The organism is Flavobacterium sp. B330r, from assembly GCF_056824325.1.
The window spans coordinates 4,060,899-4,080,126 of sequence record NZ_CP124860.1 but is presented as its reverse complement, the minus strand read 5'-3'; the positions used below and the strand labels follow the sequence as shown (position 1 = coordinate 4,080,126).

The 19,228-nt window shown below is 33.5% G+C and carries 11 protein-coding genes; all 11 read right to left on the bottom strand.

The genetic code is table 11. From position 1 onward, the window contains the following. Nucleotides 1-8: 8 nt before the first annotated feature. The 11 genes from QLQ95_RS18180 to QLQ95_RS18130 all read right to left on the bottom strand — a co-directional run bounded on the left by QLQ95_RS18180 (nucleotide 9) and on the right by QLQ95_RS18130 (nucleotide 19,211). The gene (locus QLQ95_RS18180) at nucleotides 9-2,108 is read right to left on the bottom strand and encodes a TIGR02594 family protein (protein ID WP_482501007.1); all 2,100 of its coding nucleotides are present in this window, start codon (nucleotides 2,106-2,108) and stop codon (nucleotides 9-11) included. Between the two features lie 285 nt (nucleotides 2,109-2,393). Further along, nucleotides 2,394-4,313 carry a discoidin domain-containing protein gene (locus QLQ95_RS18175; RefSeq protein ID WP_320492612.1) on the bottom strand — a complete coding sequence of 640 codons (1,920 nt, stop codon included), beginning with the start codon at nucleotides 4,311-4,313 and terminating at the stop codon, nucleotides 2,394-2,396. Nucleotides 4,314-4,342: 29 nt separating this feature from the next. Further along, nucleotides 4,343-5,116 carry a glycerophosphodiester phosphodiesterase family protein gene (locus tag QLQ95_RS18170; RefSeq protein ID WP_482501005.1) on the bottom strand — a complete coding sequence of 258 codons (774 nt, stop codon included), beginning with the start codon at nucleotides 5,114-5,116 and terminating at the stop codon, nucleotides 4,343-4,345. Between the two features lie 91 nt (nucleotides 5,117-5,207). After that, nucleotides 5,208-7,508 carry a beta-glucosidase BglX gene (gene bglX, locus QLQ95_RS18165; protein ID WP_482501003.1) on the bottom strand — a complete coding sequence of 767 codons (2,301 nt, stop codon included), beginning with the start codon at nucleotides 7,506-7,508 and terminating at the stop codon, nucleotides 5,208-5,210. Between the two features lie 92 nt (nucleotides 7,509-7,600). After that, the gene (locus tag QLQ95_RS18160) at nucleotides 7,601-8,314 is read right to left on the bottom strand and encodes a carboxylesterase family protein (protein WP_482501001.1); all 714 of its coding nucleotides are present in this window, start codon (nucleotides 8,312-8,314) and stop codon (nucleotides 7,601-7,603) included. A gap of 6 nt (nucleotides 8,315-8,320) precedes the next feature. Then, a complete protein-coding gene (locus QLQ95_RS18155; RefSeq protein WP_482501000.1) occupies nucleotides 8,321-9,697 on the bottom strand; it encodes a glucoamylase family protein in 1,377 nt (458 codons plus the stop codon). Between the two features lie 75 nt (nucleotides 9,698-9,772). Then, nucleotides 9,773-11,251 (bottom strand): RagB/SusD family nutrient uptake outer membrane protein, encoded by a 1,479-nt coding sequence (locus tag QLQ95_RS18150; RefSeq protein WP_095927756.1) that lies wholly within the window; start codon nucleotides 11,249-11,251, stop codon nucleotides 9,773-9,775. 4 nt (nucleotides 11,252-11,255) lie between these two features. Next, a complete protein-coding gene (locus tag QLQ95_RS18145; protein ID WP_320492607.1) occupies nucleotides 11,256-14,270 on the bottom strand; it encodes a SusC/RagA family TonB-linked outer membrane protein in 3,015 nt (1,004 codons plus the stop codon). Between the two features lie 244 nt (nucleotides 14,271-14,514). Next, complete coding sequence (locus QLQ95_RS18140; protein ID WP_482500998.1) at nucleotides 14,515-17,259, bottom strand: helix-turn-helix and ligand-binding sensor domain-containing protein; 2,745 nt, start codon at nucleotides 17,257-17,259, stop codon at nucleotides 14,515-14,517. 101 nt (nucleotides 17,260-17,360) lie between these two features. Next, nucleotides 17,361-18,017: a hypothetical protein gene (locus tag QLQ95_RS18135; RefSeq protein ID WP_482500996.1), complete on the bottom strand. Its 657-nt coding sequence runs from the start codon at nucleotides 18,015-18,017 to the stop codon at nucleotides 17,361-17,363. Nucleotides 18,018-18,026: 9 nt separating this feature from the next. Next, nucleotides 18,027-19,211, bottom strand: a complete 1,185-nt coding sequence (locus tag QLQ95_RS18130) for an acetate/propionate family kinase (protein WP_095927759.1) — start codon at nucleotides 19,209-19,211, stop codon at nucleotides 18,027-18,029. Between the last annotated feature and the right edge of the window lie 17 nt (nucleotides 19,212-19,228).

Here is a 19,228-nt window from a genome sequence, read left to right as displayed (position 1 = left end):
TTAAATTTTTAAGATTCAGATCCTTTTTCGTTTGGATTGCCCTCATATTCTGGGAGCTTATAATCTTCGTCGAATACTTCATAATCTTTAGGGACGAGGTAAGCAAAGAACTCTGACTCCGAATATTTAGAACAGTTTAAGGCATTGTTTTGATTTCCTCCCAATATCACAATCTTATTCCCTTTTTTTCCCGCAACGAATCCAACATGACCACCTCCTGTTCGTCTTTTTACGGCAATCGCTCCATATATTGGTTTCTTAATATCAACTCCTTCTGCCCAATCTGCCCATTTTAGTGCACGAACGGCATTATATCCTTCAACTCCTTTATAACCGTATTTAGTCATAACCCAGTTGACAAATGTTGCGCACCATGATATATCGCTTTCATTTGTTGTACCATTTTTCATTGACTGTTCATACGGAGTTCCGTCAAAAAATTTTTGAATTTCCTTATTAGATCCTGTTTCTTTTAATTTTTTAGTTTCTTCTTCCCATGCTATTTTCATCCAAGGTGCTCTTTCTCCTGTATTTTCTTTTTGGTTATCTTCTTTTTTGGCATTTTCACAAACCCCTTTAAACAGTTCTTTAACTCCAGGATTATAATGCTCTTTATTTAACTCTAACATAACATCCGCAATTGTAGTTTTTCCGTTTACAAATCCCCAACGCTCTTCAAAACGTTGTCGCGTATAGACCCATTTCCTTCGTTGTGTATGTTCCTCGCCTTTCATAAATGAAGGATTTGAGGAATAGCCATATTTCGTTACCCAAGGTTCTTTTCCAATATTTATTTTTCGCTGTTCAGCGCTTGTTTGGCTTCCGTCACCATCTGGCACCGAAATGCTTTCGTCAAAGAGAACATAATCAGGATTGTTTCCATTTCCGACAGCATTAGGCTTTAAAACATGCAAATACAAGTCTACCATGTTTGCTATTTCTTGCTTTGAAGCAAAGTAGTCATGAACATAATCCATCTGTTCTATGAAAGTCATTTTTTTTAAAGCACTTCTTGTTGTGCCTAATTTTTTGGCTGAAGCATCATTAAATTGTATTAAACCAGAATAGTCAGCTCCATTATCGGCATAAGGCTTAAACATGTCTTTTTTACCCGTTTCAAGATGCATAATTGCCATTAGTTCACTTGCTTTGTCTTTCTTTTTATCTTCTCCCCAAAGTTTTGCACATACTTCGAGTACTTTTTTGCGCTCGTCACAAGTTAATTTGTTGCTCCAGTAGAAATTATTTTCTTTACAGATACAAATACCTTTTTTCTGATGCCACATAGAATCCCCAACATCAACCATCATCAAACTATTAATAAACTCTTGGTTTGGATTGAAAACAATAGTAGGCTGTATATCAACTTTCTGCTCATGATAATCATGAGCTTTTTCATCTTTTTTTGCTATTCCTCTAGTTTCTTTTTTAGAAGCGCCCTTTTGTTCTTTGGGAGATGTTTTTTGGGTTTCTGTTTCAGATGGTTTAAAAGTAGAAGTTTTTGAAAATATATCTACTTTATAATCCGGATTGATGACATTAACATCTTGGGTAGGTTTTGAAACTTTTTTGTAAAACTCAGCCGTTACATAATATTCATGAAATGCGCCTTCGTTTGACTCACCAGGTGCCGATTTTGCATTGGCAAGCCATACTTTACTAGGATCAAAAGTAAATTCTACATCGGCTTTCCCTTGCAATACATTGGCTTCTTTTGTGTCCATGACAATGTCGGAAAGGTCTTTTTTGCCTCCATCATTCTCCCATAAAGTAACATTTATGCGAAATTTTTCCATATTAAGGCAATGCACGCGAGCTGTAATGGTTTCGCCATAGCTAAATAATTTCGTGGGCTTTTTTCCTAGATTATCAAGAATTTCGATATGCAGTATTTTGCTTTCTGAATTATTTTTGGTTTTTATATCCAAAACTGCTTTTTCGCCGTTGGCATCAACAAGCATCCTGATTCCTTTGCGTTTAAGGCTGGTTTGGGTAAATGTATAGTCTACTGTTGCACCTGTCTTACTGTTTTTAGTCATTTTTGTCCATGTATCTCCCAATAATATCCAGACACTCCATTTGATATTTTCGTCAGGTATATTTTCCAATGGCTCAATGAATTTTGATGGAGCAGAACTGCCAAAAAAATCATGTATAGAGTACTATTCTTTTATCCCTATCACAGGATTGGGATTGCCATATATTTTTACTTTGCTCATAGAAAAACATTTAAAATTATAAGTAAAATCTTATTTTATAATAAACGTACGATTTTTTTTACAATAAATATTTTACATTTATTTTTTTAACAGTTATCAATTGTCAAAACATAAAAAAACCGCCTCAAAAATGAGGCGGTTTCAATACAAAACCATAAAATAAGCTGTAGACAGCTACTTTACTTCAATAATCTTATTTTTCGTTCCGATTCCGTTTTCATTAAAAGGCTCAATCGTAAAATAATATTTTGTTCCTTTATCTAAACCTCTAAAATCATAGGTATTATCACCGAAAACCATAATGCTGTTATACAATTTATCTGGTTCGATTCCGTAATAAATATTGTAACCAATTGCATCAGCTTGTTTTTTCCACGAAATCATCGCATTTCTAGAATCTGCCTTGTTTCTGTCTACTTTAAAAGAAGCAACAGCTTTTGGTTTTGCTGCCAATCCGTTTCCAAAAACTCTAAAATCTGAAATTGCAAATAAACCAGATGCATTATGAATATTCTCCATTTTAATGTAACGCGCTTTAATAGATTTTGAAAGCTCTACATAATCATGAGGTGCATCTTTATCATTTTTAGACTTATCTACAACCAAAGTCCAATTTTGAGCATCATCAGACATATAGATTTTATATTGATAATAGATATCCATTGCTTTATTAAACTGCGTTGCTTTATGATCTGCGTAGTTAATTTGTAAAGCATTAATTTCCATTTGTCTTCCTAAATCCATTTGAAGCCATTCTCCTGGATTGCTAGTTTTTGCAGACCAATAGGTTTGAATGTTTTCATCGGTAAGATTTTCTGGTCCATAACAGAATTTCTCATATACTTTTTTACCGCCATTATCCATTCTGTGTGTTTCTACTTCCATACATTCTTCTGAAGAAGAAACCGTTACGGGCTTTTTATAGGAAAGCAGCATCCATCCAGAAGAAGCTCCTTTTGTTTGATCACGTTGAGCTGTTGGCAACACAATTGGAAAATCTCCATAAGCTGTGATCGAATACATTACATCATCTTTATCAAATCCGGCAGGAAACATATCTATACGACGCTCAAAACGATCTTTAATAGAGATTTTGCACGTTCCTGTATTCCAGTAATTTCCATAATTATCTGCGAAAGTATTTCCGTGTCCTGCTCCAATTACAAATCCGCCTGGTTTATATGACATCGGATTATGTTTTTGGTACGTAAATGGCCCTAACGGATTATCTCCAACATGAACACCATTTGCGTAGCCTTTAAATTCGGTAGCAGGCGCTCCATATTGCATGTAATATTTTCCGTTATGTTTTGTCATCCAAGCTCCTTCAATAAAATTCCCCCAAGGTGCAGGTTCCATATCGTTATTTGGTCCAAAACGCTCCCATCCGTGAGCCGAAGGATCCAAAATAGCGACTTCCTTAACTTGTCCATAAACTTTCTGAATATCCTCTACTTCTGTCGCTTTATACAATTCTGCATAGTCTGCTTGATTTCCTTTTGGAAGCCAAGTATTATAATCAACCTCAACACCTACAAGTGGTAATTTTCCGCTTGAGCCGTAGTACATATATACTTTTTTGTCATCATCTTGAAAAATCGCTGGATCCCAAGTTGGCAGCATTGCTTTGTCTACGTGACGTGTCCATCTTCCCGATTTCGGATCTGCCGTTTTCCAAATCGGATGATCTCTTTTCCAAGTTGAACCTACATAAAACAAAGTATCATTTACAACCCATGCTGCTGGAGCACATTGGTCGTCATCTCCTGGCTGTCTCTGGAAACTTCCGTAAACAAAATTCCAGTCTGACATGTCTTTACTCCAAAAGAAACCAGCCTGATTGGTTGCAAATAAATAATATTCGCCTTTATAAGTAATAATTACTGGGTCCGCGCTTGAACGGCGTGATTCTGGAATTCCGTTGTGATTATGAGTCGTAAAATTGTACCCAATATTTATCGGATTACAATATGTTGTTGCTGGTCTGCTAGGGTCAAACCATTCTGTTTTACCAGAATTTTGTGCCGAAAGACTACTTCCGAAAAGCATCGAAAGCAATAAAATTGGCTTAAATTGTTTATATATATTCTTCATGGTTAGATTCTTTAGTTAAGCTTTACAACTTATTTTTTAATCTCTTTTCTTTCCTTTAAAAGTTCGGGTTCGTTTGTAGTAATGTAATTGAATTTGTGTGCAATAATCCAATCCATATCTTTAGCGTCATTAACAGTCCAAGCATTTAGAATAATTTTATTATCCTTTGCTTCTTGTATCCATTCAGGATGTTTTTGAAAAACAGAATAATGGTAATCAACACCGTTAATTTTATCCGCTTTTACCTCTTTTGGAGATTTATTCCCTTCTAAATATTGCAGAGAAGTTTTCGGATCTATTGCTCTGATTTTTTTTAGAATATCGTAATCAAAACTGATGTAGCAGGTATTTTTATCGGCTTTTAATTTTTTAATGGTTTCGACTGCTGCTACACCCGTTTTTTGTCCTCTTTCTTTACTGATTTCAGAAGGTTTAATTTCGCAAACCAAAAGTGTATGCTTATTATTTCGTATTCCTTCTGAAATATATTCATGTAGTGTTGGAAGTTTTTCTCCGTTAGAAAGTTTAAACTTTATCAAATCTACATAATTCGTTTCTTCAATAAGCAGTTTGTTGTAATGGGCATCATGATTGATTACAAGTGAATCATCTGCTGTTCTCCAAACATCAAACTCTGATCCTGGCAATTTTAAATCTATTGCATGTCTTAATGATGCAATAGAATTTTCAGGCAGATTATTCTTTTTCCATGCTCCGCGATGTGCTACTGTTGCATTCTTTTGCGCATTGCAATAGGAGAAGGCAATAAGACATACGGCACTAAATATTTTAATTTTATTCATAATAACGTAGTTAAAAAATTACAAAAAGGTTTTGTCATTTTAGAAAAAAAGCCCTCCAAACGAAGGGCTTTTCACTAATCAAATAAACCAACTATTTAGTTAACTCAAAACTAACTTTCTTATCGGCATTTGAATTTCCTCCAACGAAAATATCAAACTGTCCTGGCTCTGCTACGAATTGTAAATCAGAGTTATAAAATTTTAAATCTTCAACAGTAATATCAAAACTTACTGTCTGTTTTTCACCTTTTTTAAGTGCTATTTTTTGGAAACCTTTTAATTCTCTAACTGGTCTTGTTACTGAACCAACTAAATCTCTAATGTATAATTGAACTGTTTCTTTTCCGTCAAAATTTCCAGTATTTGTTACATCAACAGTTACTTTCAATTTTCCAGATGGATTCATTTTATCAGAAGAAATTTTCAAGTTTGAATAATCAAAAGTCGTGTAGCTTAAACCAAATCCGAATGGGAATAAAGGCTCGTTTCTTTCGTCAATATAATTTGATCTGAATTTCTCGAATTTCCCTTCTGTGTTAGAAAGTGGTCTTCCTGTATTTTTGTGTGCATAATAAATTGGTAACTGTCCAACACTTCTTGGGAAAGTTGAAGTTAATTTTCCTGAAGGATTTACTTCTCCGAATAACACATCAGCAATTGCATAACCAGCTTCTGTACCAGCAAACCAAGCATTTAAAATTGCTGGAACTGTTTTTTCTTCGTCTGTAATTACTAACGGACGTCCATCAAATAAAACTAAAACAACTGGTTTTCCAGTTTTTAATAACGCATTTAATAAATCTTTCTGCGCTTGTGGAATTTCTAAGTTTGTACGACTGCTAGATTCTCCGCTCATTTCTGCAGATTCTCCTAAAGCTGCAACAATTACATCTGACTGCTCTGCCACTTTTAAAGCTTCTGCCAATAAATCTTCTTTTGAACGAGCATCACGGTGTAAGGTTTTACCGAACATTGTCGCATTAGTTTCAAAAGTTTCATCGTAATCTAAGTTACTTCCTTTTGCATATAAAACTTTAGTTCCAGCTCCCGCTACTTCTTTAATACCTCTCAATAATGAAACGGCATTTTCCATTTTTGTAGCCACACTCCAAGTTCCTGGCATATTTTCTTTAGCATCTGCCAATGGTCCGATTAAACCAATTGTTCCAGATTTTTTAAGTGGTAAAAGCTGGTTTTGGTTTTTTAATAAAACTAAAGATTGTGCAGCAATATCACGTGCTTCTTTTCTGCTATCTGTTGTAAAAATCTCCGTTTTTGCTCTCTTCTCATCACAATATTTATACGGATCTTGGAATAATCCTAAGTCGTATTTTGCTTCTAGAATAAGTTTTACAGCATTATCGATTGTTTCGATTTTTACTTTTCCTTCGTCCAAAGATTTTTTCAAAGTTCCTAAGAAACCTTCTCCAACCATATCCATTTCAACACCAGCATTTAGAGATTGAGCAGAAACTGCTTGTAAATCTCCCATTCCGTGCTCAATCATTTCAGGAATTCCAGTAAAATCTGTTACTACAAATCCTTTAAAACCCCATTGTTTTCTTAAAACATCTGTCATTAACCATTTGTTTCCTGTTGCTGGAATTCCGTCAACTTCGTTGAAAGAAGCCATAACCGAACCTACACCAGCATCTACTGCAGCTTTGTAAGGAGGGAAATAGTCATTAAACATTCTAATGTGGCTCATATCGACAGTGTTGTAATCACGTCCGCCTTCTGGAGCTCCATATAATGCAAAGTGCTTAACACAAGCTAAAATTGAGTTGTTTTTTGAAAGATCATGCTGTTGGTAACCATTCACCATTGCTTTTGCAATCTGGCTTCCTAAGTATGGATCTTCTCCTGAACCTTCAGAAACTCTTCCCCATCTTGGATCGCGAGAAACATCAACCATTGGAGAAAATGTCCAGTTAATTCCGTCTGCACTTGCTTCTTTTGCAGCAATTTGTGCACTTCTTTCAATTAATCCCATATCCCAAGTACAAGATAAGCCTAACGGAATTGGGAATGTTGTTTCGTAACCGTGAATAACGTCCATACCAAAAAGCAACGGAATTTTTAAACGGCTTTTTTCAACCGCAATTTTCTGCACTTCTTTAATTTTTTGAACTGATTTAATGTTGAACAAACCACCCACTTTTCCTTCAGCAATATTTTTTGCCACATTTGAGCTGTTTGCCTGCCCAGTGGTAATATCACCAGATGTTGGCAAGTTTAACTGACCCAATTTCTCGTCTAAAGTCATTTTTGACATTAACTCCGCCACAAATTCAGACTTTGGTTTAATTTTCACTGTATTTTTAGCTGGCTTTTTTTGAGCATAACCCAAAACAGCGCATCCTAAAAAAAGTAAGACTAATTTGTTTTTCATGTGTATTTAATATTTGTTTTTAATCGGAACATGGAATCACTTTTCTTTGTTCAATTTTTTGTTTGAATCAAAGTGATTTCATTCTATTCTATTTATTTGTTTGTATTCGTTTTTCTTTGCTGTAACATCCAGTCATAGATCTCTTTGTTATCATAAACTCTTGTCCAGCTGTCATGATTTGCATCATCAAAAATGGTCAGCTTTACATCTTTGGCATTACATTTTTTCAATTCATTATAAATCGTGATGGCATAATTTACATTTACCACATTATCCTGTAATCCGTGGAAAATTCTGGTTGGAATATTAGCTATTTCACAAGCATGTTCTAACTGAATTAAATCTACAAAACCCGCGACAGGTACATTTGCTGCAAATAGATCCGGATGTGAAAAAGCCAAATTCCAAGAAGCCCAACCTCCTGAGCTCAAACCAGTAACATATATTCTTTCTGAATCGATTTTATTCTCTTTCTGAATTTTCACAATCAGCTGATAAATTGATTCTATATCCCAATTTTCGTCTTCTTTGCATTGCGGAGCCAAAACATAAGCGTCTAATTGGTGTGTTTTTAAATATTTTAAAGGACCATTAATTTTTACTTTCTCCAAATCGGTTCCTTTTTCTCCATCGCCCGAAATAAAAACAATCAATGGTTTTTTCTCCTTAACATTCGCTGGACGATGTAAAACATATCCCAGTTCATATTTAGACATTATAACTGTATTGATTTTTCCAGTTGTTTCACTCTGCCCAAAAACAACTATAGAAAACAACAGAAATATAAATGCTAACTTATTTTTCATAGAACCTTAAATTCCGTATTTTCCAGATTTAAATCCAAGTTTTGTTAAGCCTTGTTTTACCTCTGGAGCATTCATAAACAATTTCCACAATAATCCTGTTCTGTAATTTTCGATCATTACAACTTCTGGACCTTGATCAATTGCCAAATAGCGTTTTGCCACCCATTTATTTCCTAAACTAAGAGCATCATAAAAACCTGCATTTCCCCAAGTTTCATCTTTATGATTCTCATATAAATTGCGAATAAATGTCATTGATTCTTTTGGCGTATAAACGATTGAGCTAATTGCCGCTGTCGGAGAAATCACACCTTGATCGTTACTTGGCATATGTGCATTATATCCAATAGAACCGTCAGGATTTCTTGAATATGATGCTGTTAATCCCCAATATTCTGGTCCATAACCCGCAATTTTTTTCGGATTTTCAACACAATATTCGTAGTTAATTTTAGTCTGATTAACATTTAAACCCCAATAGTTAGCATATTTATCTGTCAACTGGTTTGGATCTAAACCTACATAAGAATAATGCGCCCAGAATAATGGACCTCCAAATTCTTCTGCACCATTATGCTTTAAAATAAGTGGGATATTGTATTTTGTTTTTGAAGAAACTATACCACCGCTTCTCGCCCATCCTTCGTGATATGCTTTCGCATCGATTGCATGCGTTGGTGAAGACGCTGCCATTACGTAAGTAATAAGACATTCGTTATATCCTTCTAATGGAAAATTCATCTCCCAAGCATAGCTCGGAGACCAGTGCCAGTACAAAACATTTTTATTATTTGTGTACCATTGCCAGTCAACACCTTTCCAAAGTGCATCAAATTTTTGTGCTACCGCTTTTTCTTTTTCAGAACCATCTTTAAGATATTCACGAACGGTAATCATTCCTGCAACCAAAAATGAAGTTTCGACTAAATCACCACCATTATCCTTGGTTCCAAAAGGTTTTACTTTTCCTGTATTTCCGTCAATCCAATGAGACCATGCTCCATGAAAACGATCTGCTTTGCCTAAAAAATCTGCAATTTTGTTAAGTCTTTCTACCCCTTGCTCTTTAGTAATATAACCTTGAGACATTCCTGAAACAAGTGCCATTAATCCGAAACCTGAACCACCTGTTGTAACGATATTCGAATCATTTTCAGGATAAACTCCGTCAGGATGATAACGTTCTCTCGCTAATCCAGAATTTGGTTCTGCATAGTCCCAGAAGTATTTAAAAGTTTGTTTTTGAACAGCATCTAAAAGCTGCTCGTCTGTTAATGCAGTAACGCCAGAAGTATTTTCCTGTACATTTTCTTTCGACTTATCGGCATTGGATCCACAACTAAAAAAAGTAAAAGCTAAAAATAAAACTGAAATTCTAACCATTATAAAAATTTAAGATTTTAATAAATAATCACTTCCCTTAGAAAATCTAAAGGGAAGTGATTTTTAAGATTTTGATTAATAACCAGGGTTTTGTGTTGTTACCCCTCCAGATTGTTGAACCACTAAAGCTGGAATTGGATATAACTCATGTTTACCCACTATAAAAGTTTTTCCGTTAGGGAAAGTAGCGCTAACATCAGCTTTCATAGCTGCTTCTGCCTGTCCTGTTCTTACAAGATCAAACCATCTGTCGTGCTCAAAAGCAAATTCTAATCTTCTTTCTTTATAAATTGCTTTTCTAACATCTGACTGACCTGTTGCTGGAGTATCACCTAATCCCGCTCTATGTCTAATTTGATTGATCAAAGGAATCGCTTCTGAAGTTTGTCCTAATTCATTTAGAGCCTCAGCCTTCATTAATATTACCTCAGCATATCTTAAATATCTAAGATTTACATCTGTAAATTCCTGATTGTAAAACGCTGATGAATATGCTTTATAATTGTACATTGGGTTAGATACAGTAGATGCCACCTCTCTACCATCATACAAAACAGAACCTCTAAAAATAATGGTTGCAGCTCTTCTTACATCTCCAGCTTCATATGCGTCAGCAAGTCCTTGAGATGGTGTATTGAAACCCCATCCCCATCCTCCAGCACCTCTAGGCGCTTGAGAAACAGTATAATTTCCTATTCCATATCCTGGAGAAGAAGTTCCTCCAATTCCATTAATTTCAAAAATTGACTCTGGACCAAACTCTCCTTCTTTCTTGTATTGTAGAGAATAGTCAGAAACTAAAGAATAACCTGTTACTTGATTGCAATTGTCAATTACTTTTTGCCAGTTTTTTTGGTATAAATTAACCTTAGCTAACAAAGCATAAGCAGCTCCTTTAGAAGCACGTGCAACGTCATTTCCACTATATGAAGATTTTAATGGCAAAGCTTCGATAGCGTCATTTAAATCTTTTTCGATAAAAGCATAAACTTCAGCTGGAGTTTTACGAGTTAACTGCATAAGTCTGTCTTCTTCATTTCCAGGAATTGGCAAACGGTCAACAATTGGAACTCCTCCATATCCTTTAACTAAAGTAAAATACATAAAAGCTCTTAAAAACTTAGCTTCTCCTTCTAATCTTGTTTTTAAAGCTGGAGATACTTGCTTAAGCTTTGGAAACATTGCTAATGCTTGATTAGCTCTGTTGATTCCTGCATAATTATAATTCCAGATACTACTAAAAGATGGTGTAGAAGAATTGAACGTTAAAGCGTCTAAAACATCTTTATCTGTACCAGTATCTCCTGGATCTGAACCTTTATCTGCGTCGTCAGTCATAATACTGCTTACCCCGTTCCAAGCAAAAGAAGACATGTCCCAAGATAAAAATATATTATAAACTGCATCAACCATTGATGTAGCCCCTGCATCGCTATCCACTAAAGCAGGATCTGCTGGAATATTTTTTGTCTGATCTACTTCCAAAAATTCATCTGAACATCCAGATACAAACAAACCAGAAAGTATAAAAAGTGATATATATAATCGTTTCATGATATTAAAATTTTAAGTTTGCACCAACTACAAATGTTTTCAATGCTGGATAAGCATCTAACTCAACTCCCTGAGTACCTTTAACTAATTCACCATCTCCTAAAACCTCAGGTGAGAATCCTGAAAATTTTTGGCTAATGAAAGGATTCATAGCATTTACGTAGATTCTACAATAGTTAATAAAACCTTCTTCTTTTAATGGAAGTTTATATCCTAATGTGATATTATTGATTCTGAAAAAATCTCCAGATTCTAAATAATAAGTTGATGCTACTGGAACCTGATTAAATGGAGCTGGATTAGATCCTGATGTGTTTGTTGGAGTCCACATGTCATTAAGTAAAGACGTTTCTACATTTTCCCCATAAAAACGCTGCGCTTTTTTTCCATTATATACTTTGGCTCCACCTGTTCCGTATCCGTCTACAGAGAAATCAACATTTTTGTAATTTAATCCTAAAGTAACCCCGTAAGTAGAAGTTGGTAAAACTGAACCTACATATTTTCTGTCTTTAGTTTGATCTAAAGCACCTTGAGCTACCTTATTTCCGTCTGCTGTATAATACAACATTTGTCCGTTTGCTGGATCAACCCCTGCATATTCGTACATATAGAAACTACCTAAAGGCTGTCCTACTGATGTATTATCAAGTATTTTTGTTACTTGACCATTTCCTAATGAACCACCATTAATTGTTGCAAGTCTTACATTTTTCAAACTAGCTAATTCATTTTTGTTATGAGAGAAATTTCCTCCTACCCAGTAACTTAAGTTATCTGTGATTTTATCATCCCAACGTAAAGCGATTTCGTACCCTTTATTAGATACCTCACCTACGTGTGTTGGAGATTCTACAGTAATTCCTGAAGTTGAATAAGGCGTAACATTTAAAATAGCATTGTTAGTATTTTTACTGTAAACATCAAACGATCCTTTCAATCTGCTATTAAATAACTCAACATCAATACCTGCAGAAGCTTCTTCTACAATTTCCCATGATAAACTTGGATCAATTTGGGAATTAATAGTTGTTCCAGAACCTCCATTATAATCTACTCCAGATGTAAATGACTGAATGTTTAATGGCACTTTTTGGTTTCCTAATTTACCCCAAGAACCTCTAACTTTTAATAAATCTAAATTTTTAATATCAGATAAGAAGCTTTCTTTTGTTACAATCCATCCAATACCTACTGATGGGAATGTTCCCCAACGGTAGTCGCTAGAGTAATTTGAAGATCCGTCACGTCTTACAGTACCTGTTAATAAATATCTATCCAATAATTTATATTGAAAACGTGCAAAATATGATGCTAATCGAGCTTGATTATCATTTACGGCTTTATATGTAGTTACACCTCCATTTTGTGCGTAATTAATACCATCAAGTCCCCAATAGTTACTATTTGGATTTACGTTTCTTATATCTGCAGTAGTTTTTGATCTAGTTCCTATTACGTTAGCCTCAATACCTGCAGTAACTTCAACATCATGAATTTCTGCAAAAACTTTGTTATAAGTAAAATAGTTCGATAAATTCCAGTTGAAATAATCATCAGTATTTCTTGTCAAAGTGTTTGTATTCAAACTCTTTTTGTCATAAGAAGCTTCTACTCTGCTTGGATCAGCTGCTAACCAAAGACCTAAATTATCAACAAAATTATATTGTTTATAAGTAAAATATTCTCCATTAAATTGAGATGTAAACTTCAATGATTTCATGATATCCCAATCTAATCTTAATCCACCTTGAAGTGTAACTGTTTTTTGTTGCTCGTTGTTATAATCTAATGCAACAACAGGGTTTCCAACTGAGTTGAATGAATCTCCCGTTTGAGAAATAACTCCATTTTGTATAAATGGCACACCATATTTTCCATTAGGAAAACGTACCGGAACTAAAGGCGATTGTCTGTAAGCAGATGTGAATGCAGACATTGGCTGTGGAGTATTTTTTATAGAACTAACACTGAAATTTTGGCTAATTTTAAGTTTCTCCGAAATTTTGTACTCATTATTACTTCTAAAAGTAGTACGCCCGTATTCAGTTCCTTTTAAGATACCCTCTTCTTCGTAATTACCAACACTAAAGAAATATTTAATATTTTCTCCTGATCCAGAAAGCGATACGTTATTTTGAGTGTAAACTCCTGTTCTTGTTATTTCATCAAACCAGTTTGTATTATACGGTTGATTTTGAGAAAATCTTCCAGCAGGAAACTGACTAATAAATGCCGCATTATTATACTGAATATATTGGTCAGCATTTGCCATTTTCACTTTCTTTAGAGGAGATCTAAAACCAGCATAGCTATCAATATCTACAGTAAGTTTTCCTTTACCTGTTTTAGTAGTAATCATGATTACCCCATTTGCACCTCTTGTTCCATAAATAGCAAGTGCAGAAGCATCTTTTAAAACCTCATAAGAAGTAATATCATTTGAGTTGATATTATTAATGTTATCAGTAGGCATACCATCCACAACATATAATGGATTTCTTCCTCCTAATGCAGTACCAACCCCTCTAATAACAATAGAAGGTGTACTTCCTGGTGCGTCTGAAGTAGCAACTTGTACCCCTGCAGCTTTACCTTGAATAGCTTGAGAAGCATTTATTACTTTCATTTTGGTAATCTCTTCGGACTTAATTGAGCTTACAGCCGAAGTATTATCAATTTTCTTTCTTGTACCGTATCCAATTACAACTACTTCTTTTAAAGCAGTATCACCCGCTTCTTTTAAGGTTATTGACATTGGTGCGGCAGTAGCCGGTACAGAAACCGAATCAAAACCCAACATAGAAACTTTTAAAATGTCTCCAGGTTTTGCATTAATTGTAAAGTTTCCGTCGAAATCTGCATCTGCAGTTGCTCTAGCATCAGCTGAAGCGATAATTGCTCCTGGAATTCCCATTCCATTACTGTCTACTACTTTTCCTTTAATTGCTTGAGCTTGCCCCATCATATAGGTAGGCAGCAGCAAGAGCGCTAAAAAGCTAAAAATAAAATTTTTCATACAGTACGTAATCGTTTAAGTTAGTAGAGCCAAATTAAGCAATTACAACGTTGTAGTACATCAAATACCACTACAACATAGCTACATCATTATGTTAAAATTTTAGCTTACAATAATGATTATCAACACTATAAATGTTAAAGAAATTCGTTTAACATAACATTATGATGTAGTAATGATGTATCGCAATTATATAAAAAATGATATAGAAAAATATAAATTCTGTAAAAAACAAAACCAAATCTTACATAGTTAATAAAAACTTTGACAGGTTTTCGTCCTGAGTAAGGTTTAGCTTCTTTCTAAGACGATATCTATGCAATTCTACACCTCTAAAAGAGATATTCATCATAGGAGCAATTTCTTTAGAAGAAAGGTTCATTTTTAGATAAACACACAGTTTTATATCCTTTGGAGTTAATTGTGGATATTTTTTAGAAAGGTTAATAATAAACTCATTGTGAATTTGATTCAGATTGGTTTCAAAAGTTTCCCATTCGTGCTTATTCACTTCATTGATCTTAATTGCTTTTCTAATTTCATTTTTAAGTTTGCCAAAATCTTTTTCGGTTTCCAAAATACCTTGAATTTTATCAATCATTTCTGTTTGTTTGGCAATTGATAAAGATTTACCCGCTACTTCTGAAGATTTTGCTTGCAATTCTAATTCCAAGATATGCTTTTCATATTCTTGAATATTAAGTTCGTTTTCTTTCTTCAACTCCATCTCAAGAATTTCTCTCTGATGTTTTAATTCTTCAGCCTGCAATTTTAATTTTTGCATATAGCGAAGTTTATTCCATTTATAATAGAAAAATAAAACTGCACCAACAACAAGAAGATATAACAGAATCATCCAAAAAGAAAAATACCACGGCTCTGCAACTTTAAATTTATAAGAAGAAACTTTATCATAAGTTGATCCATCGTGTTTGAATATTTCTACTGTATGATCACCACTGCTTAAATTATTCAAAACGATTAATCCGTCTGAAATAGAGATAAATTCTTTTTCCTTATCAAGTTTATAAAACAAATTTGGTCTGCTCGCACCATAAATTCCCGAAATGACGTTAATCTTTAATTCCGTATTGAATTTAACTTTCTCTTCGTTAGGAACTAAAATATCATTACTAAATGCTTCAATTTTTACTCCAGAATTTTGTTTGTTTTCATATTCAAGTTTAAGTGAAACAAATCCGTCATCGAGATTAAACAGATAATAATTATCTTTCTTGAAAATCCTTAAATTCTCATTGATTAATTTTCCTTTATAATATTTCTCCTGAATAATATTCCACACAAACTTGTTTCCTTCGGCATAAATATGATATAAGATTCCGTTTTGCAACACCATAAAATGATCATCGTCTATGGAAACAATATCTGTTACATTTTTAAAACTTGTATTAAACAATTCATTTTCTTCCAATTTACCAGCTATCGAATTGTAGGTATACCAAGAATTATTAATTAGAAAAAGTATTTCTTTTCTAAACTCAAAAATCTTTATCCCAAAATCGTTTTGTATTTTACTCTGCTGTGTGACATTTTCAACTTTTAGCGTGTTGTAATTATCATCTAATAAAACACGATACAAACCACGATAATTATCTGCAGCCCAAATTTCATTTTTTTTATTTTGAGCAACATATTTTATAGGTTTTGCAAGATCTTTTATGATTTTATAATGAGACATGTTTGAGGGATCGTCATAAACCAGAATACCGCTGTAAGTCGACTGAAAATAAGTATCATTAATACTGCTCTTAGACATATTCCAACCTCCACTAACACCATTTATTTTGGTCAAAGTATTATTTTCATACGAAAAAGTACCATCATTATGACCTATAATATATTTTCCATCAATGAGAGAAATATTCCAGCCCTGCCCTTGCGTATTAGGCATCATATTAAACTTTCCAGCACTATATTCAAAAATTCCATGATTGGAAGCAATTAAATAGCCTTTATTAATTGAAGCGACTGCATAAACTGATCCTAAAAGTCCAGAATTATCATAAAAGAAAGAAATAGGAGAATTAACCTCAACGTGCGCAATACCATTATCTAAACCAACCCACAAATCATTTTCTTTATCCAATCCTAAACTTAAAACCGAATTATTCATTAAGACATTATTGCGTTCAATATTTTTGAATGAATTGGTTTTTAAATCTAAAATGAAAATTCCACGATTTCCAGTTCCGATAATTAGTTTTTCATTTTTGACAAATTTAGCCACATTAATTGTAGCCGATTTTAAAACTTCATTTATTGGATGCTCCCAACTTCTTAGCCCATTTTTTTCTACAATAAATACTCCTTTTTTCTGTGTAAAGATGTAAGTCTGGTTTTGATAATTTTCTATGGCATGAACGACAGTATTTTTCAAAACATTCCATCCTTTTGGATTGGCAATATATTTACCATTCATTTTAAAGATTCCGTCTCTCACAGAAGCAACATATAAATCTTTATCTACACCAAAACAATAAGAAATAAGAAATGGAAATTTAATTTTCTTAATTGTTTTTCCATTATAAATAAAAACATCATTAAAAGATTGAAAATAAAGAGACCCGTTAAATTTGAATATTTTCCAAATTTCCTCGTTGTCCTTCTCATCAAATAATCTAAGATTTTTGGTAATAGAAACATAGTGCATTGTTCCTTCTTTTCTATACCAATAGCCAAATTCTTTATAAGAACCAGAATAGATTTTATCTCCTTCAATCAGGATAGATCGAATGATCGTTTTGTTCGGAAGTGTATATTTTTCCCATTTTACTCCGTCGTAACGAAGCAAATAGTGATTATTGGCAAAATACATCGCATTATCATTTCCTTGTGCCACATTCCAAATCTGATTATCACCCTGATAATCTGATTTGCTGTAATTTTCGACAAAGGGAAGTAATTCTTGTGCTTGAAGTTGTAAAGCGATGAAAAAGAAGATAACTGATTTAAAAAGTATCGATTTCAAAGTATTCGTTTTTAACTTCAAAGATACTCACAAATATTTAATTTTTAGGTCAAAAAAAAACTCCTCAAGCTTGAGGAGTTTTTTATACTATTTAGATAAAATCATTTTTTAAAATTAAGTAGTACTGATTGAGGAGCGTAATTAATATCAAATCCTTTTTCTAAAGATTTTTTCACTTGTTCAATATATTCTTCATTGACAGTTTTTTTATCTTTAAATTCCATCAATTCTCTTTCAGTTTTTAATTCTGTCTCATTTCTAATTTCAAATATATCCCATTCAGAATAATCTTTCGGATTGATTAAACAACAAACTGTCTGTGGCCTAATACTATTTACAAATTCATGCAAATTACAAATCCCATTCTCTAATTTATAATTCAACCAGTCTTTATCTGCAATATCAGAAACATGAAAAACATGCACTGTATTTTTTATCTTATTTAACAGTACAACTTCTGTAAAATTATATAAATGACCTATTTGGATAAAATCGCCTGAAATTTCAGATCTAAACTCTGTTTCAAAAACATCTAATTCTTCTGACGTGTTTAAAAAACTAAATGGCTTTTCAAATTCATCATCATCACCATCGATAATTAAATTTGCTGGGATTGAAAGTAGATTGTCTCCGAAAATTTTATATTTATAAATTTGTCTGAAATTTTCAGGAAACAACAAACGACTTTCGATGTCCAATTGACAATATCCAGAATAATCTTCAAGTTGCTTTTCAAGCTCAAATAGTTTATTGTCCATTTTTAAATTTTAATTTTCCAGTAATTGAAAAACCTGATTGGCAATTTCATACTCTTCATCTGTTGGAACAACTAAAACTTTTGTAGTAGCATTTTCTGAATTGATTTCTCTTAATTCTTTAGAACGAATTTGATTTTTTGCTGCGTCAATTTCAATTCCAAAATAATTCATATCTGTACAAATCAAATTACGCATGTATGATGAGTTTTCTCCAATTCCCGCAGTAAAAACAATAGCGTCAAGTCCGTTTAGAGCTGCTGCGTAAGCACCAATCGTCTTTCTGATTCTATAAGCATTCATATGTAATGCCAACTGGCAATCTTTGTTTCCTTTTTCGGCTTCAGCTTCAATATCACGCAAATCACTGTAGCCTGTAAGACCAAGCATACCGCTTTGTTTCAGTAAAACAGCATTTACTTCATCTGGAGTATATCCTAAATTTTTAATCATATAAAAGACCACAGACTGGTCAATATCTCCAGCACGAGTCCCCATGATTAAACCATTTGAAGGAGAAAACCCCATTGAAGTGTCAATACATTTTCCATTTTTAACAGCGGCCATACTGCAGCCATTTCCTAAGTGAATCGTGATTATTTTAGAATTATTTTCTAAATAATTAATGGCTTTTTCAGACACATATTTATGGCTCGTTCCATGAAAACCATAGACACGAACTTTATTTTCTGTCAAAAGATAATTTGGAATAGCATATTTATACGCTACTTCTGGCATAGTCTGATGAAAAGCGGTATCAAAAACAGCAATTTGCTCTGCTGAACTGAAAATCTCTTCTGCTACATTAATTCCTTCTAAATTTGCTGGATTATGCAAAGGCGCCAATTCAAAAAGCTGTTTGATCTTTTCTTTAACTTTCTCATCGATTTTTACGGTGTCACTAAAATCGCTTCCTCCATGCACAACACGATGTCCCACTGCCGAAATTTCTGAAGTTGATTTAATAACTCCTTTTTCAGCATCCAATAGCATATTGGCTACTTTTTGTAAACCTACTTTATGATTCGGAATCGGAAGCATTTCTTCGATTGAAGCGGTTGCTGTTTTAAAAGTTATATTTGAAGTTTCTAAACCAATTCTATCAATCATTCCAGAACAGATTACTTCGTTTTCTGGCATTACCATTAATTGATATTTAATTGAAGAACTTCCTGAGTTTATTATTAGTATTTTCATTCTTTTTAAAGGTACTA